Raw genomic sequence first — 23288 nt, 5'->3', positions numbered from 1 at the left:
GTGCGTCAGGCGTGACCGTGGCGGGGTCATTCGGCCATGCGGTGGAGGATCAGGTGTGACATATCCTCGCCTTGCCACCTGCCACTACTATCCTCGGATTTGGCATTTTGCTCCGCGGTCATGGGCGGGTCATCCACCTTTCTCTGCCAGACCGTACCCCTACAGCCATGGGTCCCAACGTAGCTCCTGTCGCATCTCTCAGCCGGGCCAATCAGACGGGCAGTAGTATTGAAATCACCGTCTGGCAGAACCGCTCGGCAGTGTTCCGCCATCTTGATCAATTTGAATGCTTCGGTCATGGGCGAGCAGAACTTGGCCATCCCAAACGGGGGTCGGATTACGATCGGGCCGGCTGACCAGTTGGCTGGGCTCGAGAGACGCAGCCAGAAGGTCACGGGGCGCGTTCGCATCGGGCTGCGCCTGCGCCACCGTGAAGAGCGGGAAGCGATTGCCCAACTGTTCCTCGACAACGGATCCGATCCAGAGTTCCGTCGGACGGCCGTCTCGCAGGTCAATGTCGATCGCCCAGATGCGAACCACGAAGCGCGAAGTGGTGCCGCCTGCATCGTCACGCGGATGTACCAACGTAAGGCTCGGCAGACGCCCGCGCTCCATATAGGGCGACGTTGGAAGGTCCATCGGACCGGGGCGCGGCATGAACCAGGCGAGAGCGCCGGCCAACGTCCACGGAACTGGCTGGCGCCAGCCTTTTTGCGTCAGATCTGCTTCGAGGCGTTCGAGGCTTCCGGCCCATTGGAATGTCAACGGTTCCTCGGTCTCGCCCGCGAGATCGATCCGCTGCGCAGGCATTTGCTGCCAATTCCGCGCCCACCAATCCGCCGCGACGATCGACGGTGCCTCGTATTGGACTGCGTAACGCTCCATGTCCTTGGTGTGGTTGCGATAGACATGATATCCGCCTGCAACGACCAGGCCGGCACAGGCCACGACCAGGAGACCTCCGGCGCCCTTTTCGGACGGTTGATGATGCAAGTAGGCTATGCAGAGGAGGGCCAGCCATGCCGTCGCGAAAGCCAATCCGCCTACCACGTCGGAGAACCAGTGGGCACCTAGGTAGAGCCGAGAGAAAGCGATCAAGGCCACCAAAACGGCCGACGCAACCGCAACTGGGAGACCCCAAGCCGGCCGGACGCGCCGAGCGACCAGGAAAGCCAGAAAACCATACAGGACGGCGTTTTCGGTACTGTGGCCGCTGGGAAAGGAAAAATCGCTCCAACCGGAATAGAGGTTCTCGGTGGGACGCGCCCGGTGGAGGGCCACCTTGATGCCCGTGTTGATTGCTGCGGCACCGCCGATGGCCGCTACCCAGTAAGCGGCCGTGCGCCAGGCGCGCTTCCAGGCCAGCCATAGGAACACGAGGACGGCAATCGCAACCACGACCGTCGTGTCGCCCAGTTCAGTGAAGCCGACCATCAAGGAATCGCCCACGGGCGTTCGCAGGTCTTGAAGGATGCGGTAGACGGCGGCATCGGTACGCACCAAAGGATCGCCGCTGACGACATCCTCGAGGATGCCGAAGAAGGTCCATGCGGCGGCGGCGAGCAACAGTGCCAGCGCCGCGAGTATTTTCGTTTCCTTCTGGGCCGGATCGAGCAAGGAGCGGATTTGACGACTCGTCCAGGTATCGCGAGCACCCGACCAGGCTCGCAGCTGCTCCAGATTGCCTAGAAGGATGGGAATGCCCCGGCGCACCGTGTGACGCACAACCCAAACGATGGCCCACAGGATAATAATCAGTGCGACAAGGAGCACCGCGAGCCGGCCTGCGGCAGCGCCGGCAACGCTGAAATATGCGCCGACGAACACGCCAGGCAGGATGTGCGACGGCGCCCAAACGAACGCGGAGAGGATGTTGGCGTAGTAGAATCGGCGGGACGGCATTCGCAACATGCCTGCCACGAGCGGGATGAACGCGCGCACGCCTGGCGTGAAGCGCGCCAGAAAGACGCTCTTGCCTCCGTGCCGCTCGAAGAATGCCTCGCTGCGCGCGATGAGTTCGGGATAACGGTTCAGCGGCCAACGCAGCAGGATTTCACGGTGGTAGCGATGGCCCAGCCAGAAAGACAGGCCGTCGCCGACGATCGCGCCCAAAAAGGCCGCAATCAACATCGGCCACAGCATCAGCACCCCGCTCGGGACAAGAGCGGCAAGGCCGACGATGATGGCCGTTCCAGGAACGACTGCGCCGATGACCGGAACGGACTCTGACAGAGCCAGCAGAAAGATCGCCGCATACGCCAGGTGGGGATGCGAAGCGATGTAGTCAGTGAGCGCCGAGAAAAAGGACATTCATCATCCCTCGTTTTGGCCGACGATCCGGAACACCCGGCGGAGGCTTTTTACGGGGGAGGGGCTCATTGGGAATTCGCTCCCCTGATCCGTCCCGGCGGCTTTGCGAAATCTTCGTGAATGAGCTGCTCGGAGCCGGGAACGAATTTCCCACTATGGTCGTAGCGAAGCGCCACGACAGCGTCGAAGACGTTGTCCGGCCAATAACCGTCGGGCAGGACTGCGTGCGGGTCACCACCAAGTGCCTCTATGATCTGCGGCAACGTGCCGTGATGCCAGGCAATAAGCACGGACTTTCCGTGGGCTTCGCTCGTAATGGCGTGAACAAGGCCTGCTATGTCCTTGGCGCTGAATCTCAGATCCAGAGGAATCCCAAGCGCTCGGCTCAAAGGCTCCAGGGTCAGACGCTCGCGCGCACTGTTTTTGGAATCGGCGGTCGCTATCAGCGTATCCGGGCGGAATGCGACCCCATTCAGGGGGAGATGCTGAAAATATCCGACATAGGCCTGCGCCCGTGCTTCGCCTGCAGGGGAGAGCCCCGTCCCGTTATCCGGTTTTTCGGCATGACGTATGATCAGAACGGTCGCATCCGCGAGACCCGCCGTTGGAGTTTCGAGAGCAGCGCTGATGGAAGCCGGGATCACGAGCCAGGTGACCAGCAAGGCCAAGGCAAACGTGAGTACGCGGGATCGATCGAGCCAGTTCGATAACAGGGATTCGTGCGGCATGCGGAGCCTTCCCAATTCTGAGCTGCTGCCTTTGTCACGACATTGCGGACTTTGCTGCCGCTCATTTACAGAATTCCGGTCACCCATCGATCGATGCGGGTGTCCTCCCGATAAGCAATCCTGACCAGTCCGGCGGCAACAAGCGCGGTCGCTGTCCCGCCCAGGATGTCGCCGACATAGTGGGTCCCGACATAGACACGGGAAATCACTACGAGCAGGGCGGCCGCGAAGAACCACAGTGCCTTCCGGACATGGGCGCTGAACGCATAGCTGAAGACGATGGCAAAGCTGGAAGTCGCATGATCCGAGGGAAACGACGGATCGGCGCTGCGCGTGATCAGCAGGTGTGACACGCCAGCGTCATAGGGGCGCAAACGATGGACGGCGAGCAGGATGACCTGGTTGAGAGCCAATCCCAGCAGGAACGTCAGGCCGCAGGCAACCGCAACGTGCCTCCCGGAGCGACCGCCGCCACCCCACCACCAGGACGCCACCACGGCCAAGATCAACAGGGGAACGCCCACCTGTGTCACAGCGATCATGGACAAATCGATCAGGTTGTTGTGCCCTGACAGGCTATTGATCCAGCCGGTGACCTGCGCATCCAGATTTTCCATTCCATCACCATTCCAGCTCGAAAAGAAATTGCGAGACAGCCCGCTCTCATGACGCCTCCCGCTTACCCAACCGCGCTCGAACAGGAAGCAGGCCCACCAAGGTCAGCACAGTGAAGACAGCGCCTGCGAGGAAAGTGCCTTGCGGTCCCGTCGCATCCCAGAGAGCCCCTGCGGTCACGCTGGCAACAAGGAGCGCCAACCCCGTAACGAGGTTGAACACGCCGAAGGCGGTCCCGCGCAATTCCGCTGGAGCGGCGTCGGCGATCAAGGTTGCCAGCAATCCTTGGGTGAAACCCATGTGCAGCCCCCAGAGGACCACTCCGAGCACAAGTCCGAATGTCCCCGGGGCGAAAGCGAGAACCAGATCTGCTGCGAGGAGCAGAAACAGGCCAACGATCAGGATTGTCAGGCGGTTCACACGATCGGACAGCACGCCGACGGGATAGGCCGACAGGAAGTAGGCGAGGCTCATGATCACGAGGACCATCGGGGCCAGCACCATCGGCAGACCGATGGATTGCGCACGCAAAATAAGGAATGCTTCGCTGAAGCGAGCAAGAGTGAAAACCGTCGCGATTGCCACGACCCACCAGTAAGTCGCATCCAGTCGGCGGAGCTCGTCGCGATGCAGCGGCATGCGGACACGGCGCTGCTCCTTCGGGCGTTCCGGTTCTTTCACGGCGACGAGGAGCAGTCCGACGGACAGGCATGCCGGGATGACCGCAATCCAGAACACCGCCTTAAAGTGAAAGGCTGTCACCCACATGAGGCCGATGGCAATAAGCGGCCCGAGAAACGAACCGATCGTGTCGAGCGACTGGCGCAGGCCGAAGCTCGCGCCGCGAAGATGCGGCGGGGCTAGGTCGGCGACAAGCGCGTCCCGCGGGGCGCCGCGAATGCCTTTGCCGACACGGTCGATGAAACGCGCCGCGATAAGCCAATCGATCGAGGACGCCAACGGAAAGATCGGTCTAGTCAAGGACGCCAGACCATAACCGAAGACGGCGAGGAGCTTGCGTTTGCCCAGCCAGTCGCTCAGTGCCCCCGAAAAGACCTTGGTGATCGAGGCGGTCGCTTCGGCGATGCCCTCGATGACGCCGACGGTAAGGGCCGAAGTGCCAAGCACCGTCACCATGTAGATGGGCAGCAGCGCGTGGATCATCTCCGATGAGATGTCCATCAGCATCGAGACGAAGCCGAGGACCCAAATGCCGACGGGAATCCCCCGCCGGGTTCCGGAGCGATCCACTGTCTCGGTTGTCATCGCGCCTGTTCCGTCATACTGGCCGCTCCACTCACCGATTTTCATCGTGTGCGTCGAAGACCCGTTGAGCGTAACTGTCGAGCAACGCCTCGCATGCCCGCAGCCGTTCGGCAGCTTCATCTGCAAGTGATGCACCGTAGAAATCGAGCTTCTTGATCTTCTCCAGCCAGCCCTGGAGCTTCTTCAGATCGGTGTCTTCTTCCTCAAGCTCGGCATAGGTGAACTTGTTGATCGTGATTTCCTTGGCGATCTCGACCTCGAAGCCGGCGCACCGACCGAGAAACTCGCGGTACTGGTCGTCGCGATCCGCCTTGAAGCGGGCGACCACCTTGTCCTCTTGAGCGCGATCAAGGGCGACAGTCTCCAGGATGACGGATTCACCACCCATCTTGGAAACATCGTTCTCCAGCATTTTCAGTCGGCGCACATGGTCGTCGGTCTTCGGCAGCAGGCAGACACCGTTCTGCAGGTAAATCGCGCCCATGCCCTTCAGCCGCCGCCATAGCGCAACGCGCTTGGTGGCGGGCTCTGGAGGTACTTTGTATGTCAAAAGAAGCCACGTGAGGACAACCATCGCTTCAGCATGATGTAACGGTCGTAACAAGTCAACGACAACGATTACGCCTTGAGCAACCTACTTGAGGCGTTTTGGAATCCCGTGAGGCCCGACGCATCAGAAACCCGTTCTATCGTTCGCAAGCCCATATTACCACGTCGCAAAGAGGCCAACTGCAGCCACGGCCATGACCGCGGTGGCCAGCCAGCCGACAATTTTGAGTCCTACCGGCAGCTGAAAGTCTCCCATTGCCGCGCGCTTGCTCGAGAGATGCATCATCATCCCCATGACCGGAACAGCCACGACGCCATTGATCACAGCGCTCCAGAACAGAGCCTTTATCGGATCGATCGGGGTGAAATTGAGGGCGCCGCCAACCAGCGTCGCCACAGCAATCGTGCTGTAAAACGCTTTGGCCCGATGTGGTTTTTTGGCTAATCCCACGTTCCAGCCGAGTGTCTCTCCCAACGCATAGGCGGACGACCCGGCGAGTACGGGCAAGGCCAGCAAGCCCGTGCCAATAATTCCAAGCGCAAAGACGAAGAACGCAAACGGGCCGGCGATCGGACGAAGCGCTTCGGCCGCCTGCGATGAAGTCTGAATGTCGGTCACACCGTTGGCATTGAGCGTGGCCGCCGTTGTCACGATAATGAAAAGGGCAACGGCGTTGGAGATTGCCATGCCAAAATAGGTATCGATGCGGATACGTGTCAGTTCTTCTGGTGCCTGTTCGGGAGCGACTTTGAGCGGCGAGGCCTCATCGCGCTCGTTAACCTCCTCCACCTCCTGATTTTCCCGTTACTCCCGCTATGTGTCTGTGCTGAAGTGACTCACATTGTCGCCGACGTACAGCAACTGCGGTCCGCCGATGATGAGTCTTAACGCGGCTCCCATCGCACCTAGGTCGGCGCCGAGGTTGATGATATTGGCGATCATGAGCAGTGAAACGATCGAAATACCAACGCCAGCAGGATAGTGCTTTCGCAGATTGCCCGCGATACCTCTACCGGTGACGCGTCCGATCTTGGCGCTGATTTCTTGAATGGCGCACACCAAGGGCCAGCTGAACAGCATGACCCAACCCATGCCGTAGCCGAACTGAGCACCAACCTGAGAATAGGTGGCAATGCCGCTCGGATCGTCGTCCGAGGCACCCGCGATTAGGCCGGGTCCAAGGATGCCAAGCAGGCGCCGCCTGGATGGCCCGAAAACCGGGTTTGCTGCATTTGCGTCCACGACTAGACCCCGCCCAACGTAAAAATCCGTCAGCTAACGTGCGGATTGATAAAGGTCCCGATCTAAACCGCTAGTAATACCTACTGAATATGGGTGCCGATCCCGCGCAAAGGAGGCTCGCACCGACGACGAAGACAGTCTTCTCCTTGCCACAAAGAATCCCACTTGTTGCTCATCCAAACCAGCCGAACGTAAGGCTAACCATCAGCACCGCGACCAGGATTGAGAGCGGCACAGCGACGAACAGCCCTGCCTCTAAGAATCGTGTTTCTTTGTCACTGAACATTAGGCTCGCCTTACGTATCCTTTGTTGAAAGCTAGGAAGCTGCAAACCCCGGTTCGGTTCCATGCGCCAACATTACAAATTGGTATGGCCGCCCACCTTAAACAGATGGTGGAAGGGCATGGCTGCCAGGTTTTGACAAGCAGCCGAGAGAAGCCTTATTCACCGCCCGCTCCGCGTGAATGTTTCGGCCCGAATGCCGGAAGCGCTCTCAAAATCACAATATCGCGATCAATTAGTCCTTCCTGAACTCCATCTGAACACCGTCTTCAGCTTCGGTTCGAACGGCGTTTCCTAAAAAGAAGCCGTTCAACGCGCGGCCCCGTCCGCCAAAGGAGACGCTCTCATGATCCGCAATTCTTTCGTCGCAACCGCGCTCGCCGCTCTTGTCGGTCTCACCGCCGTCGCACCGGCCATGGCAAACGATGTACGCATCGAGCAATATGGCTGGTCGAACTCAGCCGGCGGCGCTCAGAACGGTTTCAGAAACCGTATCCGTGTCTATCAGAACGGCCGCTTCAACAAGGTGATCGGCCAGCAACGCGGCCGCCACAACCTTTCGGCCATCGGCCAGGAAGGCGTCGGCAACTATGGCGCCACCTACCAGAACGGCGACCGCAACGTGGCTGGGGTCGGCCAATTCGGCTCGAACCATACCACCATTCTGACGCAGGACGGCAACGGCAACATCGCTGCCGGCGTGCAGGTGGGGCACGGCTGTGATGCCAATGTCAGCCAGGGTGGCAGCGGCAACGTGGCTGCTTTCGTCCAGGCCTGCCAGTAATAGGCAGCACGAGCAAGCGACCGCGGAAAGGGCTGCGGTCGCGGCTAACGAACGCCAAGGAGACGAACCATGCCACGCATAACCAAATATCCCCGCCGCGTCGCGGCACTCGCCTTGGTCCTGGTCTCGGCCAACGCGCTGGCAACCATGGCCACCGCCGACCAGTCCCTTGGGCCGGTACGCTGCGAGATCCGTGTCACGCCGGAAGGCGGCATGGTTTCGCTGGAGGCGCTCGCCCATGCCGACACAAATGTGAGCGGCACGTATTCCTTCCATGTCGAAAGTGCCGGTCACACCGGCGGCACCGATATCGAGCAGGGCGGCGCTTTCAGCGCCGCGCCCGGCCCCCCTGTCACCCTCGGCACCGTCACGCTCGACGCGAAGGGCGGCATCTACGACGCCAAGCTCGAGGTAACCGTCGGCGGCAAGAGAATCGGCTGCGCCGAGCGGGTCGGTGGTGCAACCTGATCGCATCGCCAAGATTACAAAAAGGGCGTCGGGGTCGGGGCGCTCTTTTCTATGAGCGTCAGGCCTGGGCACAATGACTGAACGACTGCTGAACGACGTTCCGCCAGGGTTCAGCCCCGAAATGAGAAGGTTAGTCAGTCATGGCAAAGACGGCCGGAAATGGAGACTAGGATGACCTACTACATGTTCAAGACCCTCGCAGTCGCTCTCGTTGCCGGCAGCATCGGCCAGGGGGCGCTGTCCGCACCGGCCTTAGCCGGCGGCTGGGTTTCTGCGACCTATGCCCCTGCCAACGCCCGCGATGCTGGCGCCCTGGCGACCGGCCTGCGGGTCTACTCGCTCTATCACGGCCTGCGCGGCGCCAGCATCCGCCAATCGGGGCGCCGCAATGTTGCCGGGATCGCGCAGAACGGCCGCGGCAATCTGGGTATCATCCAACAGCAGGGCAATGGCCACTCAGCTACCCTTCGGCAGAACGGCAATGACAACGCTTACGGAATTTTCCAGTTCGGCAGGAATACCCACGCCAACGTCGTGCAGAACGGCGATGGCGGCGGCGCGACTTTCAGCTACGGCTGGTAGAGACCGACGAGATCGGCCCCGAGATAGTCATTGCGGGTCGCCGCAGCTCGATGCCTGGTGATCTCGTAGCGCCGGCCTCACCGTCGCTATGTCCGAAATGCCGATCGCACGTCCGCGTGCCAAGCTATGCGACCCGGCCCCCCTGCGGTCGTGTCTGGTAACCCATACCGCCTTTTTTGGTCGAAATTGTGCCGCAAAGCCGCGCGAGATTCTGCTTCGAACTGTCTGCGGGAGGTTTCCGTCTCTGCGGCGTCGTAGTTTGTAAGGATGGCAGATTGTGATGCGGACACTCCAAAAGTTCCTCTGCAAGTTCCTCGGTTTCCTTGCCGCGCTTACTATCTTTGCGGTCTGTTTCGCGACGGGAGTGCTCGCGCAAAGCGAAAGGCGCCTGGCCTTTGTTATCGGCAATGCCGCCTACCAATCCGGCGAGCTGGCGACGCCCTCAAACGACGCTGGCCTGATCGCGCAGACCTTGCAGGCGGCAGGGTTTGATGTTGTCGGCGCGCGCGACGTTGACCAGGAATCGCTGCGCGGCTCGTTTCGTGATTTCCTCGCCAAGGTTTCGGCCGCCGGTCCCGACGCGGTCGTCTTTGTCTATCTCGCTGGTCATGGCGTGCAGTTCGAAGGTGAGAACTATTTCCTGCCGGTCGACGCCCAGATCTCGAATGCAGCCGACGTGCCGATTGCGGCGGTGCGGGTTTCCGATCTCACCAAGCCACTCGCCGCGCTGCCGTCGAAAGTCAACATCGTCGTGCTCGACGCGGCGCGGCCGAATTCCTTGGCCCAATCGAAGCAGCCACTTGCCGGCGGCCTCGCGCTGGTCGATCCCGATCCGAACATGCTCATCGCCTTCAATGCCGCTCCCGGCACGGTCGCGCCCGACGGCAAGGGCCCATACGGCGCCTATGCCCAGGCGCTTGCCGAGATGATGCGCGAAGGTGGCTTGCCGCTCAGCGATGTGTTCGACCGCACGAGGCTGCGCGTCAACGAAGTGACGCAAGGCGCTGAAGTGCCCTGGAACGCCTCGAAGATCACGGAGCCCTTTGTCTTCTTCGATCGCGCTCCGGATGCTCCCGCGCCGCAGGTTTCGGCGGCGGAGGCCCGCACGATGCGGACCAAGCCGATCCGCGACTTCGACGCGCGCGATGCTTACGTCGCGGCCCTCGATCGCGATACGATGCGCGGCTACGAGGATTTCATCGTCGCCTATCCGCACGACCCGATGGCCAAGCGCGTGCGCGCGATCCTGGCGGCGCGGCGCGAGGCGATCACCTGGCGCCAGACCTGGCTCAGGGATACGCCCGAAGCCTACTGGTCCTACCTCGATCGCTATCCGCACGGCCCGCACGCCTGGGATGCCCGGCGCAGGCTGGAGCATTTCGACGCCCCCTGGAGCCGCCGCAGAGTTTTGCTGTCTATGACTATGACGTGCCGCCGCCGCCGCCCGAAGAGATTATCTATGTCGACCGGCCCGTGCTCTATTTCGACGATTTCGCCTTCGATCCGCCGCCGCCGGCGGCGGTGATCTTCCTGCCGCCACCTCCGCCGGATTTCATCGTGTTGGCGCCACCCCGGCCGGCAGTCGATATCTTCGTTCTGCCGGTACCGGTCTTCGTGCCGGTGCCGGTGTGGGTTAACCCGCCGCACAACGTCGTGCCGCCTCGGGACAACATCGTCTTCAACAACATCCACAACACCACGATCAACAACGAGACCAACAATCAGGGCGGGCAGAGCAATGGCAACGCGCCGGACGGTCTTACCACCGCCCAAAAGCTCGGCGCCGAGGGCTTGGGCGCGGCCGCGTTCGCGGCCAAGGTCGCGCTGCCGCCGCTGCTGCAGAAAAGGGCCGCGCTGGTCAAGCAGAAGCCGAGCGGCCTGCCGGCGAAGCTCGGCCAGGGTGCAGCGCAGGGCGAGCAGCCAGGCGGCACCATGCCGATGTCAAAGACGCTACCTGGCGGCAAGCTTTCGACCGATCACGCCTTGCCCGGCGCCAACGGCAAGACGCTGCCGCTCGTCAACGGCAAGCCGGTGCTCAACAGCCAGACCTTGTCCAATGACAAGTTCAGGAAGCTGCGCAAGCAGGGTACGATGAGCGGGAACCCGCAGACTACAGGGAATCCAGGCGCCGCCGTGACGGAGGGGCAGGGCGCTGAACAGCAGAACGGAGCCGGCAATGGGCAGGGAAAGAATGGCAAATTCCGCAAGCTGCCCACCGTCAACGGTGCACCGGCCGGGCAAGGTCTGAACGCTCGGCAGAAGTTCAGGAAGAACAATCCCAACGCGTTGTCCTACCAGAACGCCGGCAAGCCGAAGAAGCTGACGCGCAAGGATCTGTCCGCTGGCCAGGCCGTTGTCGGACCGAGCGATCAGGCCCCGGGCAACGGGAACAAGAAAATCCGCAAGATGCAGAACAGCGGTGGAGGTTCCACCGGCCCGGAAATCAACGTCCAGCGGAATTTCAAGGTCAAGAAGCCGAACGAGAATCCGCAGCGCCAGCTCAAGCCGAAGGAAAAGCCGAACGTGCAGATGTTCTCCAAGCCGCAGAAGCCGACGTTTCATGCGAAGCCGAAGCAGGAATTCCACGTCCAGCCGAAAGCCCAGGTACAAGAGCGACGTCCGCCGCCCGAGCCCAAGCCGGAGTTCCGTGCCCAGCCGAAGCCCCAAATCCAAGAACAACGCCTGCCACAGCAGCCCAAGCCGCAGCAGTTGCCTGGTAAAAAGCTGTCCTGCGGGCATCAGGGCGAGCCGGCCTGCGGCAAGTAGGAGGCCGGAAGGCAATCAGGGCATCAGCCGCGCGAGGTGGGCGGTGAGGCTCGAAATGGGGTGGAGCGAAAGGCGTGATCGACGGGAGGGACGGTGGCCCACTCGGTGTTTAGTCCCGGCTGCTCGGGCTATTTTGCCCAGGTTTTTTGCAGATGTGTTCGTACGGCGTGAGGCCCTTGAGGGTCTTCAGCACCCGAATGTTTGCTTCTAGCCTCGGCAACCAAAATCCAAGTCGCGCATTTTAGTGAATGCTGATAGGCCAAATCTCGATGTGCTGTTCTCGCTGCGGTGCGCGCGACCATGGCTATGAGCACTGTACGCATCTGAACCATGGTAGCCTATTCGAGGCATCCGCGCCTTCGAACAAGGCCGATGAACGTCCCAAGGCACAGGGTCCCGTAGGCAATCCAACGGAATCGTTGAATCAGATCGATTTTTTGAAACTGACTGAAAATCGCCGCCTGCAGCTCAGATTGCGGCGCTGAAAGTCATCCCATTTGCCCGCCGGTCCCCTCCAGGCGGTCATTAGGGCCGCAAGGTCCGTCGCCCGCTGGCTCCCGGCCAGCTGGCGCCTTTGCACAATAATAGACCTCCCATTTGTGACCCGCCGAAACAGGAAGGCCCTTGAGAACTCGTTTGCGCAGCACCTGGCCGACGACCACGGGCGGATATCCTCGGCCAAGGTGACCGCGATGAACGTCGTCGAGGCCGAACTCGGCACGTCATCCCACCGAACGCTACATTAACGTTTAAGGGTGGCCCGCGGTGAACTGAGGTGCAACTGGGTGTGGTGCTGATCCAGGGCTATCGCGACACCGCCGCCATCACACCAAGCTGGGTGAGCTAATTATCGCGCTGGCAGAAACGCGAAACGACGTGGTGGGGACTGGAGCATGCAAACCAGCATGGCCCAATCACGTTGCTCGAACAAAACGCCAGTGCCGATATCACCACCAACGCTACTTCGCCGGTAAGCGCGCCTCCCGGAAGGAGCGAGGAAGCCGCCCGCGAACTCGAAAACGTACGGCCCCGGCGGGGACACGACGCGCTTGAGAGGACCTCTAACGCTTTACCGCCGTTTCACGCAGCGGCTCGCTTCGGGTCGGCGGCCGATATCTTCGCACCAACTTGACCATGCTAGTGTCGACCGTGACGCGCCCCACCACCTGCACTGTGACCCTGTTCAAATCCTCGTCCACATGCACAACTTCCCCTTCGAATCTCATCCTGTCGCCAGGCTTGGCTCCAAGATCGATGATCGAATAGGGGTGCAGAGCCGTCGGAATATGCAGAAGGGGCTGCTCGTCGTTTCGGTACAGTGGAAAGGACACGCGGCGTAGGACTACCTTTGAATGATAGAGAAGGTTCCCTTTTCTGATCGATTTGGACAATGCCGTGGCCGTGCGGATCAGGGATGGGCGCGCCGTTGGTGCGGCTTTAGTAGCCACGGCACACGCGCCGTCGGGGATTGCTGAGTCTGTCTAAGACTCTAGATTATGGACTGCCTGTTGATGGAAGTCACACTTTCGGAGGCATCGTTAGCTTTGCGCCAGGACGGGGAAATGCCAAAGGACGCCGCCGACAAGGCAGCACGGATCGTTCGCACGGTTGTCGAAACGCTGAAGCCGGGTTTCGCAGTCAGGCTGTGGACCGGCGAGCGGATCGGCCCCACCACTGGCCCGGTGCTCACCATCAACGATCAGGACATCGTCTGGCAGGTGCTCCGCCGGCCCGCCTTCTCGACGCTGATCGAGATGTGGATCTCCAAGACGATCGACGTCGAAGACGGATCGCTGTTCGATTTCTATGCCTTGCCGTCGCAAGGCAAGCTGCGGACGAAGCTCAAGTCATTGCCGAAACTGGCGATCCTGCGCGACCTGCCGGCCGTGCTGTTTTCGAGGAAACGGATGACGGCGCGCGCCGATCTATCCGGGCGCAATCCCTTCGTCAGCGGTTCGAGCCAGGAGGCGATCCAGCACCACTACGACATTTCGAACGCCTTCTATCGGCTCTTCCTCGACGAGCGCATGGTCTACAGCTGTGGCTATTTCACGGATTTCGCCAACGGCATCGACCAGGCGCAGGCCGACAAGCTCGACCATATCTGCCGCAAAATGCGGCTGAAGCCGGGCGAAAAGCTGCTCGACATAGGCTGCGGCTGGGGCGCCATGCTGATCCATGCAGCGAAGAATTACGGCGTCGTCGGCCATGGCGTGTCGCTGTCGCAGGCGCAGACCGACCTCGCCCGCGAGCGTATCCGCGCCGAGGGGCTGGAAGACCGCATCACCATCGAGATCAAATCCTATGCGGAGCTCACCGGCTCCTTCGACAAGATATCGTCGATCGGCATGTTCGAGCATCTCGGACTTGCCAACCACGCCACCTATTTCAAGACCATCCATCGCCTGCTGAAACCAGGCGGCATCTATCTGCACCACGCCATTACACGGCGCAGCAAGGGCGACATGAAGAAAACCCTGCGCAAGGGCCCGGAGTTCAAGGCACTGCTCAAATACATTTTCCCCGGCGGCGAACTCGACACGATCGGCATGACGCTGGGCAATCTCGAGGCGCATGGCTTCCTCGTCTACGACGTCGAGAATTTGCGCGAACATTATGCACGCACCTGCCGGCTGTGGGCCGAGCGGCTGCAGGCCCGCTTCGACGAGGCGGTCGCCGAGGTCGGCGAGGCCAAGGCGCGGCTGTGGCTGCTCTATCTCACGGGCTGTTCGATCACCTTCGAGCGCGCCTCGGCACAGATTTTCCAGACCGTCGTCACCAAACGCGCGCGGGGTCCGAGCGGCCTGCCGCCGACGCGGGCCGACATTTATCGACGGTGACGCGCGGTCTCTCGATCACGATCAGGTAGCGACCAGCCCCAGAGCCGGTGGGGGCGCATTTGCACACCACTTGCTCGCAGCCGCGCATGCCTTCGGATTCGAGATTGCTGGTTATTGTGCCTACGGTTGGTGCGGCCTAGCGGGGATTTGGCGCCAGAAGGGTTCAGATGGGCTTACGCGGATCTTGTGAGGCGGCCGGCCGGCATCGCTAGTCACCAGATAAAAATAGCCACAACTAGTGCCAATGAGAGGCAGTGTAGCGATTCAGCCGCGTGTCGTGTCTGCTGGCAAACGCGCCATTCGATCTTGACGGGGAACCAATGTGCCAGCGCCCAGTTTGGATAGTGACGGGACACGACACGGAGAATTCAAATGACACGCCGACCAAAGATTTTGGCCAGCACCGCACTCGGGCTGCTCATCGCCTCAGCGCCGTTCGGGGTCTCGCTCAGCAGCGCAGCATTCGGTGCGGCACGGTTCGCCGCATCCGCACCGCCGATTTTTATCAAGTTGAAATGTAGCGAGGGCGAGTCCGCCGAAGCCTGCGCGCTAAGGCAACAGGCTCCGTCCGAAGCTGCTCCACTTCCAGCGACCGAACCACAGCCTGCTCCAAAACCGGAGGCCCAGCCAAAAGAGGCAGCCCCGGCGTCGCAGGCAACTCCCGTTCCAGAATCCACGCCACCCACTGAACCTTCGACGAAGCAACAGCCCGCGCAAACGGCCGAACCTGCGCCGGCGCCGCCAGCCGAGCCTGCCTCCAAGGCTCCCGACGAACCGGCAGGCAAGCAAGTCCAGCCGCCCGCAGACAAGGCGCCTTTGCCCACCCCGGCTCCCCAAGCGCCCGCTGCGACCGATCAGCCTGCGCCTGTACAGAGCGAACAGCCGGCTGAACCTACGAAAAAACCTGCCGCCGAGCAGCCTGCCGCCGAGGCGCCTGCACCAAACCAGCCCGTGACGAAAACCCCACCTTCGACCGAGCAGCCCCCCAGCGGAAAACCGGCCGTTGGTGAGCCGGCCGCGCCCGCCCCAAGCGAAAAGCCAGTCCAGGGCGAGGCGCCAGCCGATCCGAACGCTGCCCCCATCCTGGACAGCCAGAAGGACGCGAAACGTCCGGGCAAGGAAGGCAACGTCGCCCCGCAGAACGGCAGCGATGAGGCCACCGCGCCTGCGGCCGCCCCCGCAGATGCCGCACCACCACCTGCTGACGACAAGTCAGCGCAACAGGAGATCAAGCCGGAGAAGATCGTTCCGGTGACGAACGAAAAGGGCACTCGCCGTGACAAGGCGCCCGACACCCAAGCGCCGGAGCGTCCAAAAGGCGCCGATGTCCTCGCGGAAATTGGCGGCCGGGTCATCATACAGTTCAACAACCAGACGATCGTCCAGAGCAACGAAGCGCCGCGCATGAACCGTGGTGCCAAGGACGTGTATTACGAGGATCTGCCGGGCGGCCGTACACGCGAGACCGTCGTTCGCGACAACGGCAACCAGATCGTCACCATCCGCAACGGCAATGGAGACGTCATCCAGCGCTCCCGCATCACGCCCGACGGTCGCGAGTATGTGTTGAGCTATGTCGACGAGCGGTATTACCAGGACGTGCAAGATTGGCGCGACCCTGGCGATGACTTGCCGCCGATGCGGCTAACCATTCCGCGCAAGCAATATATCCTGGAATCGGATTTGGTAGAGGATCCTGGCGACTACTACACCTTCCTTGAGCAACCGCCCGTGGAAAAGGTCCAGCGTCTCTACTCGGTCGACGAGGTCAAACGCTCGGCGCGTGTGCGCGACATCGCCCGGCGCGTTGATCTCGACACGTTGAATTTCGACTCCGGTTCGGCATCGATCTCGGACAGCGAAGTCAAAAAGCTGCAAGGGGTTGCGGATGCAATGGAGCGGTTGCTGAAGAAGAACCCAGCCGAAACATTCCTGATCGAAGGTCACACTGATGCCGTCGGCAGTGACACTGCAAACCTGGCCTTGTCCGACCAGCGAGCCGAGGCAGTTGCCGAGGCCCTCACCAACGCCTTTGGCATAGCGCCAGAGAACCTGACGACCCAAGGCTACGGCGAGCGTTATCTTAAGGTGAATACGACAGGGCCGGAACGACAGAACCGCCGCGTCGCTATTCGCCGCATCACGCCGCTTGTGGCGCCGGTCGCCAGTTCCAACTGACCAAGACAATCTCGCGATTCGGTAAAGCTCCCGAATCGCGAGACACTTGCGCCAAGGACCAAACCCCGGCGTGCTCCGATGACGGAAGATGCTTGTCTTTCAAACCCCGACGGGGCTTTTCTAAGACTCCATTTACCGAGCGGTTTAGCATCCCGCTTGCGGCTAAAGTAGCAGTTCCGCATTTTCAGGCAACACCGCCCGTCGCTCTTAGAGAGCGACGGGTACCTGAGGCACAAGCCCGCCGCTCTTATCAAAATGCGGGGACTGCCTCGCCGCCGGCGCGCTGGTGTTTGATGCGGAACTTGAACTTCCCCCAGAATGTACCCGCCCACTGCGTGGTGCGCGCGGCGCTTGGTCGTCCGCAGTTCGTTAAGCATGGCCACCTACCGCCCGCGAAGCGGGCAAAGGGCAGAATTGTTGCCGAGAAAGGCAGCGTCATGTCCGTCTGAAAAACGGCAGGCCGCCCGAGCGGACACGTCTCCGCGATCGAGCGGACCACCTGCGTTAAGTACCCCTATCGGCTGCGGGAACTGTAGAACTCAAGCGCTCAGTCCGCCCAGATTGGCCGGACCTGATACCATTACCTCCTGCAGATTCGAACTCGCTCGATGACGCGGTGGTGATGACGCCAATGCTTGATCAGCACCACGCGGCAATGGTGTCGATGATGCCGATGGTAGTAACGGGGCCTATAGCCGTTGTCATACATGTCGTCGTATTGGGAATAGCGTTGACCGTAATAATCGGGGTACCGATCACTGTCACCATAGTAGTCATAATTGTCTCCATAATCGTCGCCATAACCACTACCAAAGTCGATGATGACACCGCCCGCGTTTGCCGGATAGACGGCGGCGGCAGCACAAGTGACCGCGATCACCGATGAGAGAACCAGTTTTCTAAACATCACAACTCTCCATGAGCTGAGAATGTCCCGTCGGGACAAAAACGCTCTGGAGCAGCGGTTGTTCCCTCGACATCACACAGATCATCGAGCTCTGAGAACGGGCGCACCCCTGCCCCTTTAGTCAGGAAGTGTCATTCGCCGCCACCTGTGCCCGGGTTGCAACTATGCGGCGGAAGTGGTGGCGATGGAGAGGGGTAAAGATCGAGGACACAGTGGAGGGCACAGAGACGCCAGCGGGGGGCTCGGCCAGAGATGCAGACTGTCGTCAACCCGATATGGGGGACACGACGCGGCGCAAAACCGTGGCAAGAGAAACCTTTCGGCGGCCAGCTGCTTTTCAGATGTCCCAAGCCGTTGAAGGACCGATCTTGCCGGAGAACAGCCCAGACAGGGAGGTCAACTGCGAGGTGGCTTTGGAAGCAGCCTTTGCGGCCTTGGTAGCTTCCGCAGAAGCGCAGGGGTGGACGCCCGATGCAACGGCTTCCACTCTACTGAAAATCTACCACGCCCAAAAGGCCGAGACCGTCGCTGCTGCTGCTGGTACTGACAAAACAGCGACCGAAACTGGGGCCTGACTAAGGCGGCGCGGGCGCCCAGCTTCAAGCGGTCGTTGTCACCAGGATCGCCAGACTACGTAGGGACAATCCGCGCCCCCACGCGGCGACTAGACGGCAGCATCGATAGCGCCATGGAGATGACAACCGGACACGAATTATTGCCAAATCGGAAATGCAATACGGCTCAACAAGGATTGCCCATCCTGAAGATGTTGTAGGCCTTCCAGATCTGACTGCTGCCGAGAAGCGGGCGATTTTGGCTTCCTGGGCGTCCGACGCCTGCTCGGTTCCGGGATACCTCTGCTGCGTCGGCTGGAGAATGGAGCGATAGCCACGATTGACGACATCCTGTGCGCGTTAAAGACCCTGGACGGCGTGTCGGATGACAACCGTCCAAATCGAAATCGCACGCTTTGGGGAGTGCCGCATGCTCGACGCCGTCAGGACAAGTGGGCGCCTTGGCCGCATCGTCGCAGGCGGGATGACGATGATCCTCCACCCTGTCCGGCCTACCGTGCAATCGTCCCGAGAAGAGGCGGTGGCGGGCCGATGGCGTCGCCAGAGCCGGCATTGGTTTGAGCATGGGTGGGCGTGGGAAGCCATCATGAAGGTGCTGCGCACCGCTTGACCCATACGTCATTTCCAGTCATCGGCTTCGGCCGGGTGGGATTCTTTTTTGCGTTTCTTTTTTGAAACGGCAGGCTACGGCACGCCTGACGCCATCCGGGGCATGAAGCGTGAGCGTAGGATGTGCGGCGTAAGCAACAGAAGTGCCTGATGTTTTGGGGGGCCGGCAGTCGACGCATACTTGCCTGAGAAACGTGAAAGCATCGACTGCCGGGCGGGGTGGCAACCCCACGATAGGCGTGATCGGCTCGCCTTCAACGGCTACTATCCACAGGCTTGCCAGAGACGCTTTGCTCTCGACGATCAGCTGACGCCCATATGCGCAACCAACCTCGCCGCCGCTCGTCTGGCTATGCTGGCTAACCCAGCGTACTCCAGACCTTGGCCCACCCATTCTCCATTCGGATGGGCGTTTGGCCCGCTCGAAAATGTATACCGGGCGGACTTTTTTTTTGAAGGATCAACGGAACCTCCCGGTTGGGGTAGGGCGGTCGGCTTCCTTTTTGAGGGAAACTTTTTCCCAATGACGGAGTTGATGGAACAAGCTGCCTTTCTGGCAGCCGTAACCGGAGGAATTTTCCATGAACAACTTCAAAATGCTGACAACGGGCGCTATGGCGCTTGCGATCATGACTGGTTCAGCGCTTGCGGGCGGCAGCACCGGAACGTCCGCGCTCGATGACCCGGCGAAGATGTCGCCCTTCTTTACTGATGCCGGCATGAAGACGATGAAGTCCGAAGCGGAATTCAAGGCCGCCTGGATGGCCATGAAGGAAGAAGACCGTGCGGGCATGATGAAGGAATGTGGCGACGAGGCTATCGCGAAGTCACATGACAATTTCTGCAAAATGACAAAGCAGCTCGGCGGCGCGAACTGATCAGTTAGGCCTAGCTCCCGATCGCCCGCCGGCGTGCGCCGGCGGGTTTTTTCGTTTCGACACGTCTCAGCATACGGAGCCAAATCAAGGGTTCGCCGCTTCTATCTGCGGCGAACAATCCATAAGGCGCGTCTAATGTTCAGTGATAAGGAAACTCGTTTTTGGGAGGCCAAGCGATTTTAAGTGAACGAGCAGCAGACCCCCGCTGCTCATTGGGTGCACCACACCCAGCGGCCCGCTGCCTCGTCCCAATCAACCTTGGCAGCGGGCTGTCGGCTTTAACAGATCCGGTTTCAATCGTGTGGCGAGGTTTCAGGATTACGGATTTCCAGCGAGTGTTGTTCATCTCGGTGGCGGTTCTGTTTTTCGCCGGCCTCGCATTTTGGGCGACAGCCGAGTTGATTATTTCAAGCTATCCCGCCGCCGCTCATTGAGACGCGTCCAGACCCCCATCTCAGCGGCTTGTGCGCCTGATCGGCATGATGTGCGAGGTGCCGAAAATCCCACATATCGATCTGCTGGCCGCAGACCGAGCACACGATGAAGTGGTGACGTTGATTTCCTGGCTCGCCGTCGTGTGGCTTGCCGTGCGTAGGTGGCGCGCGATCTGAGAGCTTCGGCATTTGAGGAAACATCGTCACCGCGTAAAGTTCCGGAACCAATTCAGGTCAGCCAATTGAATGAATCTCGGTTTTGCGGTTCATCTCATGCGTTTGAAGTTCGTCGCGCCGTTGATGCCGACCTCGGTGGAGCAGCCTACTGAATTCACGAGGTCGAGCTCAACTGCTACCGCTCAGCAGCTGATCGTCGAAGGCGGCCGTAGGCATGAAGAGGGCATGGCAAAAGGCCGTGCGATCTCAACTGATGAATGGCCGGCTTTTTTCGGAACCGACTGGCGGCAGTGAAGTTCTATTGATGCTCGGTCCCCTCACCGGCAGGTGTAACAGAAAGCCCGTCACTGTTTTGTCAGTGGCGGGCATTCTTTTTTGTCGCGTACAGTTGCTTGATGACGCCACACCAGAAGCGGTAGTCCGCTTCACGGCCGGCGAAACGCGCTTCCAGGGCACACCACGCAACGGCGGTCGCTGCGTCTGATCCATAAAGCGCGACCGCTGCCTGGATGGCTCGGTTGGGGTCAGCGAGCCCGGCCACGGTCAAGGTGGGGATTTCGGCGTTCGGCATTTCTAAGCCTCCGCCTGTATCGTACCTTTCGCTTGATCGCTGGTCACTACCCGCGCGACCTCAGCATCACCGTTGCCGAACTCGTCGACGTGCCTCAGACGAAAATAGGCCCGCTGCGAGGGCAACGGGCCATTCACTTGGGCACGTCGGTACCGGGCGGTGGAACTAGTTCCCTCTATCACCCGGCTTGTGGCCCACATCGCGCGGGTCAGCCATGGTCAGGCTGGTCGTGATTCCGACGGCGGTGGAGCAGAGGACGACGATAGCCAGAACCCTAGATATTGCACGTAGCATCATACCCTCCCTGTTCGCCGAAACCGGCCAATCCGGCGTCGGGAACGCCGGAATTATATCTGCCTTTCTCGAAGGGGAGTGACTACGCCCGGATACCTCAATCGGCTAGGCCGGCATGTTCTTTCGTGCAAGTGCAGCTTACGCGCAAAGGCTACTCGCGTACCGCAACCCGCGATGTCGATCCACGGTCACCAGGCCGCCCCCATCGATCCGAACCGTGACCTTGCCATCCTCGTCATCGACGCGAGTGGCGAACCGCCTGATTTCAACCTTCTGCCCCGGCTTGGCGTGTTTCGGCGAATCTATTGCGAGGGGGAAGTTGTAAGTGGGAATGCTGACGCTCGAAACGCCGTCGCTCACCACCTTCAGGATTGTGGCGGTTAGCGTGATCTCGTCGCCCACTCTCAGGTTTCGTGCCATCCGGTCCCTCGTTTGTGCAAGGTAATCATTGAAACATTCAACTTAGCTAAAATGTTCCGGAACCATTTCAGCGCAAGCTAATTGAATCGCGGTTTGTGTGGGTTCCCGTATGCGTTTGAAGTTCGTCGCGCCTGATGCCGACCTTGGTGGAGCAGCCTCCCGAAGGCGACGACTGGATTCACGAGGTCAAGTTCGACGGCTATCGCTCGCGGCTGATCATCGACGACGCCGGCACCCGGATCTACACGCGCAACGGCCACGACTGGACGGCCAAGTATCGCGACCTGGTGAAGGAAGCCGCCAGCCTCGCCGCCGAAAGCGCCATTGTCGACGGCGAGATCATCGTGCTCAACAAAGCCGGCTTGTCCGACTTCGGCGAGCTGCGCCAGGCGATCACGCGCCGGCAGCATGATCTCTATTTCGTCGCCTTCGACCTGTTGCACCTCAATAGCCACGACCTGCGCGACATGACGCTCGAAGAGCGGCGCGAGATCCTGGCCGGCATGATCGAGCCGGGCGGGCGCATCCAGTTCAGCGAGCCGCTGCCGGGCGACGCCAATGCCATCTATCATCTGCTCGACCAGGCCGGACTCGAGGGCATGGTATCAAAACGCCGCGACAGCAAGTACCGCGGCGGCCCGTCGACAATTTGGCTGAAGACGAAATGCTACGCCATCGACGAATACCAATTGCTTGGCGTCGAGCGCGAGGCCGGCAAGCCGGCCTTCGCGCTCATGGCGGATCGGGCGACAGGCAAGTATGTCGGCTCGGCCTTCATCAATTCCAGTCGTGCGATCCGTGAGCGCCTGTGGAAGCGTGTCCAGGAGCACGCAGGCCCGGCGCCCACCAGCGACCCACTGGGTCAGGCTGGGACTGATCGGCCGCGTCAAGCACTTGCGCGGCGATGAAGATTTGCGGCACGCTTCGCTGCAAGATTTCTGGGAGTTAGACGATGTCCGTGGCTAAGAAGGACCAGGAGCGCATCACCTACGCGTGGATGTACGGTGCGCAGGCCCGCAAGGACGGCAGGGAGCGCGTTGTGCCGCAGGTCTGGGACGAATTCGCCGATGCGTGGCTGAAGGGCTTCGATGGCGAGCCGCTCGCCGGCGGCAAGAACAAGCCCGTCAGCGACCAGATGGAAGCTGAGATTGACGAAGCTGGAGTGAGCAAGCCTTGAAGCCGCATCTATAGCAGCTTGCCGGCGCGCATCATGGCGCGCGCGATCGCCAGCTGGGCTTCCGTCTTGGCGTTTTCTTTTTGGGTCATGTTGTCCGCGGCAATGAGCCTCCGCAGTGATCGCTGGATCTCGCCTCGCGTCCAGCCAACTTCCAACATGCAATCGACGATCGCCTGAAAGCCGGGCTCCATGGCCTCCTGGCAGTCGACATCACGGTCTAGGTACTCGCCCTGTCGCTTTGGCGGATTGATCATTTCGCCTCCTTCAACTGTTCGGTGCAGCCGAACGGCGCGCGTGCCGCAATCCGTAAACTCACAAGTGCGATTTTCGATCCGCGCAGAAGCTCGGGCCGGAACCGAAACGCCTTCGCGAGCTTGTCGCCAGATGAGCACACGCGGCATAAACTTCCTCGATCGATGGATCACCAACAACGTTCCCGAGACGACAAAGGCGGATGTCATCTCCGTCGACGAACTGACACACAAGCTGATCGCCGATGCCAAGGCGCTCGGCATCAAGCGGGAAGAGATCAACGAAGAGGTCGACAGCCTCTACCGCACCATCCTGGATGCCATCGTGCACTACGATGCCGGTGCTCCGGAGTGACGCGGTTCAGGCTTGACTCGTTCCGGGT

21 protein-coding genes and 2 pseudogenes are annotated in these 23288 nt (G+C 60.8%); 12 read left to right on the top strand and 11 right to left on the bottom strand.

Annotated features, from left to right (window positions below):
• Positions 1 to 234: 234 nt before the first annotated feature.
• The 7 genes from AC56QP_RS03960 to AC56QP_RS03930 all read right to left on the bottom strand — a co-directional run bounded on the left by AC56QP_RS03960 (position 235) and on the right by AC56QP_RS03930 (position 6711).
• Positions 235 to 2310, bottom strand: coding sequence for a bifunctional DedA family/phosphatase PAP2 family protein (locus tag AC56QP_RS03960; protein WP_489860852.1), 2076 nt, complete (start codon positions 2308 to 2310; stop codon positions 235 to 237).
• Between the two features lie 65 nt (positions 2311 to 2375).
• Positions 2376 to 3038, bottom strand: coding sequence for a flagellar basal body-associated protein FliL (locus AC56QP_RS03955; RefSeq protein WP_489860853.1), 663 nt, complete (start codon positions 3036 to 3038; stop codon positions 2376 to 2378).
• A 65-nt stretch (positions 3039 to 3103) separates the two neighbouring features.
• On the bottom strand, positions 3104 to 3655 hold the full coding sequence (locus AC56QP_RS03950; RefSeq protein WP_489860854.1) for a phosphatase PAP2 family protein: 552 nt from the start codon (positions 3653 to 3655) through the stop codon (positions 3104 to 3106).
• A 46-nt stretch (positions 3656 to 3701) separates the two neighbouring features.
• A complete protein-coding gene (locus AC56QP_RS03945; RefSeq protein ID WP_489863691.1) occupies positions 3702 to 4919 on the bottom strand; it encodes an MFS transporter in 1218 nt (405 codons plus the stop codon).
• Between the two features lie 31 nt (positions 4920 to 4950).
• Positions 4951 to 5493, bottom strand: a complete 543-nt coding sequence (locus tag AC56QP_RS03940; RefSeq protein ID WP_227347342.1) for a Chromate resistance protein ChrB — start codon at positions 5491 to 5493, stop codon at positions 4951 to 4953.
• A gap of 132 nt (positions 5494 to 5625) precedes the next feature.
• Positions 5626 to 6258, bottom strand: coding sequence for an NRAMP family divalent metal transporter (locus tag AC56QP_RS03935; RefSeq protein WP_489860855.1), 633 nt, complete (start codon positions 6256 to 6258; stop codon positions 5626 to 5628).
• A gap of 24 nt (positions 6259 to 6282) precedes the next feature.
• Positions 6283 to 6711 (bottom strand): divalent metal cation transporter, encoded by a 429-nt coding sequence (locus AC56QP_RS03930; protein WP_489860856.1) that lies wholly within the window; start codon positions 6709 to 6711, stop codon positions 6283 to 6285.
• A gap of 629 nt (positions 6712 to 7340) precedes the next feature.
• Here AC56QP_RS03930 and AC56QP_RS03925 point away from each other — a divergent pair.
• The 6 genes and pseudogenes from AC56QP_RS03925 to AC56QP_RS03900 all read left to right on the top strand — a co-directional run bounded on the left by AC56QP_RS03925 (position 7341) and on the right by AC56QP_RS03900 (position 16612).
• Positions 7341 to 7778, top strand: coding sequence for a curlin (locus tag AC56QP_RS03925; protein WP_489860857.1), 438 nt, complete (start codon positions 7341 to 7343; stop codon positions 7776 to 7778).
• A 69-nt stretch (positions 7779 to 7847) separates the two neighbouring features.
• Complete coding sequence (gene csgH, locus AC56QP_RS03920) at positions 7848 to 8246, top strand: curli-like amyloid fiber formation chaperone CsgH (RefSeq protein WP_489860858.1); 399 nt, start codon at positions 7848 to 7850, stop codon at positions 8244 to 8246.
• Positions 8247 to 8417: 171 nt separating this feature from the next.
• Positions 8418 to 8828 carry a curlin gene (locus AC56QP_RS03915; protein WP_489860859.1) on the top strand — a complete coding sequence of 137 codons (411 nt, stop codon included), beginning with the start codon at positions 8418 to 8420 and terminating at the stop codon, positions 8826 to 8828.
• Positions 8829 to 9108: 280 nt separating this feature from the next.
• Positions 9109 to 11594, top strand: a pseudogene (locus tag AC56QP_RS03910) (caspase family protein).
• A 1562-nt stretch (positions 11595 to 13156) separates the two neighbouring features.
• Positions 13157 to 14434 carry a class I SAM-dependent methyltransferase gene (locus AC56QP_RS03905; protein ID WP_489860861.1) on the top strand — a complete coding sequence of 426 codons (1278 nt, stop codon included), beginning with the start codon at positions 13157 to 13159 and terminating at the stop codon, positions 14432 to 14434.
• Positions 14435 to 14806: 372 nt separating this feature from the next.
• Complete coding sequence (locus AC56QP_RS03900; protein ID WP_489860862.1) at positions 14807 to 16612, top strand: OmpA family protein; 1806 nt, start codon at positions 14807 to 14809, stop codon at positions 16610 to 16612.
• 580 nt (positions 16613 to 17192) lie between these two features.
• Here AC56QP_RS03900 and AC56QP_RS03895 read toward each other — a convergent pair.
• On the bottom strand, positions 17193 to 17519 hold the full coding sequence (locus AC56QP_RS03895) for a hypothetical protein (protein WP_497100776.1): 327 nt from the start codon (positions 17517 to 17519) through the stop codon (positions 17193 to 17195).
• 984 nt (positions 17520 to 18503) lie between these two features.
• On the opposite strand from AC56QP_RS03895, the gene AC56QP_RS03890 reads away from it, so the two are divergent.
• The 3 genes from AC56QP_RS03890 to AC56QP_RS03880 all read left to right on the top strand — a co-directional run bounded on the left by AC56QP_RS03890 (position 18504) and on the right by AC56QP_RS03880 (position 20486).
• Entirely contained in the window at positions 18504 to 18704 is a 201-nt protein-coding gene (locus tag AC56QP_RS03890) for a hypothetical protein (protein WP_489860864.1), read from the top strand.
• 580 nt (positions 18705 to 19284) lie between these two features.
• Complete coding sequence (locus tag AC56QP_RS03885) at positions 19285 to 19581, top strand: hypothetical protein (protein ID WP_489860865.1); 297 nt, start codon at positions 19285 to 19287, stop codon at positions 19579 to 19581.
• A 680-nt stretch (positions 19582 to 20261) separates the two neighbouring features.
• Positions 20262 to 20486, top strand: a complete 225-nt coding sequence (locus AC56QP_RS03880) for a hypothetical protein (protein WP_489860866.1) — start codon at positions 20262 to 20264, stop codon at positions 20484 to 20486.
• A gap of 61 nt (positions 20487 to 20547) precedes the next feature.
• On the opposite strand, the gene AC56QP_RS03875 is transcribed toward AC56QP_RS03880, so the two are convergent.
• The gene (locus AC56QP_RS03875; protein WP_489860867.1) at positions 20548 to 20763 is read right to left on the bottom strand and encodes a Y4oE-related protein; all 216 of its coding nucleotides are present in this window, start codon (positions 20761 to 20763) and stop codon (positions 20548 to 20550) included.
• A gap of 432 nt (positions 20764 to 21195) precedes the next feature.
• Positions 21196 to 21459 carry a hypothetical protein gene (locus tag AC56QP_RS03870; protein ID WP_489860868.1) on the bottom strand — a complete coding sequence of 88 codons (264 nt, stop codon included), beginning with the start codon at positions 21457 to 21459 and terminating at the stop codon, positions 21196 to 21198.
• Positions 21460 to 21586: 127 nt separating this feature from the next.
• Here AC56QP_RS03870 and AC56QP_RS03865 point away from each other — a divergent pair.
• Both AC56QP_RS03865 and AC56QP_RS03860 read left to right on the top strand, forming a co-directional pair.
• A pseudogene (locus tag AC56QP_RS03865) lies at positions 21587 to 22443 on the top strand (ATP-dependent DNA ligase).
• Positions 22430 to 22654, top strand: a complete 225-nt coding sequence (locus AC56QP_RS03860; protein ID WP_489860869.1) for a hypothetical protein — start codon at positions 22430 to 22432, stop codon at positions 22652 to 22654. Before AC56QP_RS03865 ends, AC56QP_RS03860 begins: the two are co-directional and overlap by 14 nt.
• An 8-nt stretch (positions 22655 to 22662) precedes the next feature.
• Here the strand turns inward: AC56QP_RS03860 and AC56QP_RS03855 are convergent, their stop codons facing one another.
• Positions 22663 to 22908: a hypothetical protein gene (locus AC56QP_RS03855; RefSeq protein WP_489860870.1), complete on the bottom strand. Its 246-nt coding sequence runs from the start codon at positions 22906 to 22908 to the stop codon at positions 22663 to 22665.
• 130 nt (positions 22909 to 23038) lie between these two features.
• On the opposite strand from AC56QP_RS03855, the gene AC56QP_RS03850 reads away from it, so the two are divergent.
• Positions 23039 to 23260: a DUF768 domain-containing protein gene (locus AC56QP_RS03850; RefSeq protein ID WP_489860871.1), complete on the top strand. Its 222-nt coding sequence runs from the start codon at positions 23039 to 23041 to the stop codon at positions 23258 to 23260.
• Positions 23261 to 23288: the final 28 nt, after the last annotated feature.

It is taken from the genome of Mesorhizobium sp. RCAM 05104 (assembly GCF_059683645.1).
Note: the sequence above shows the minus strand (reverse complement) of the source record. Positions and strands in the feature narration are given on the sequence as shown.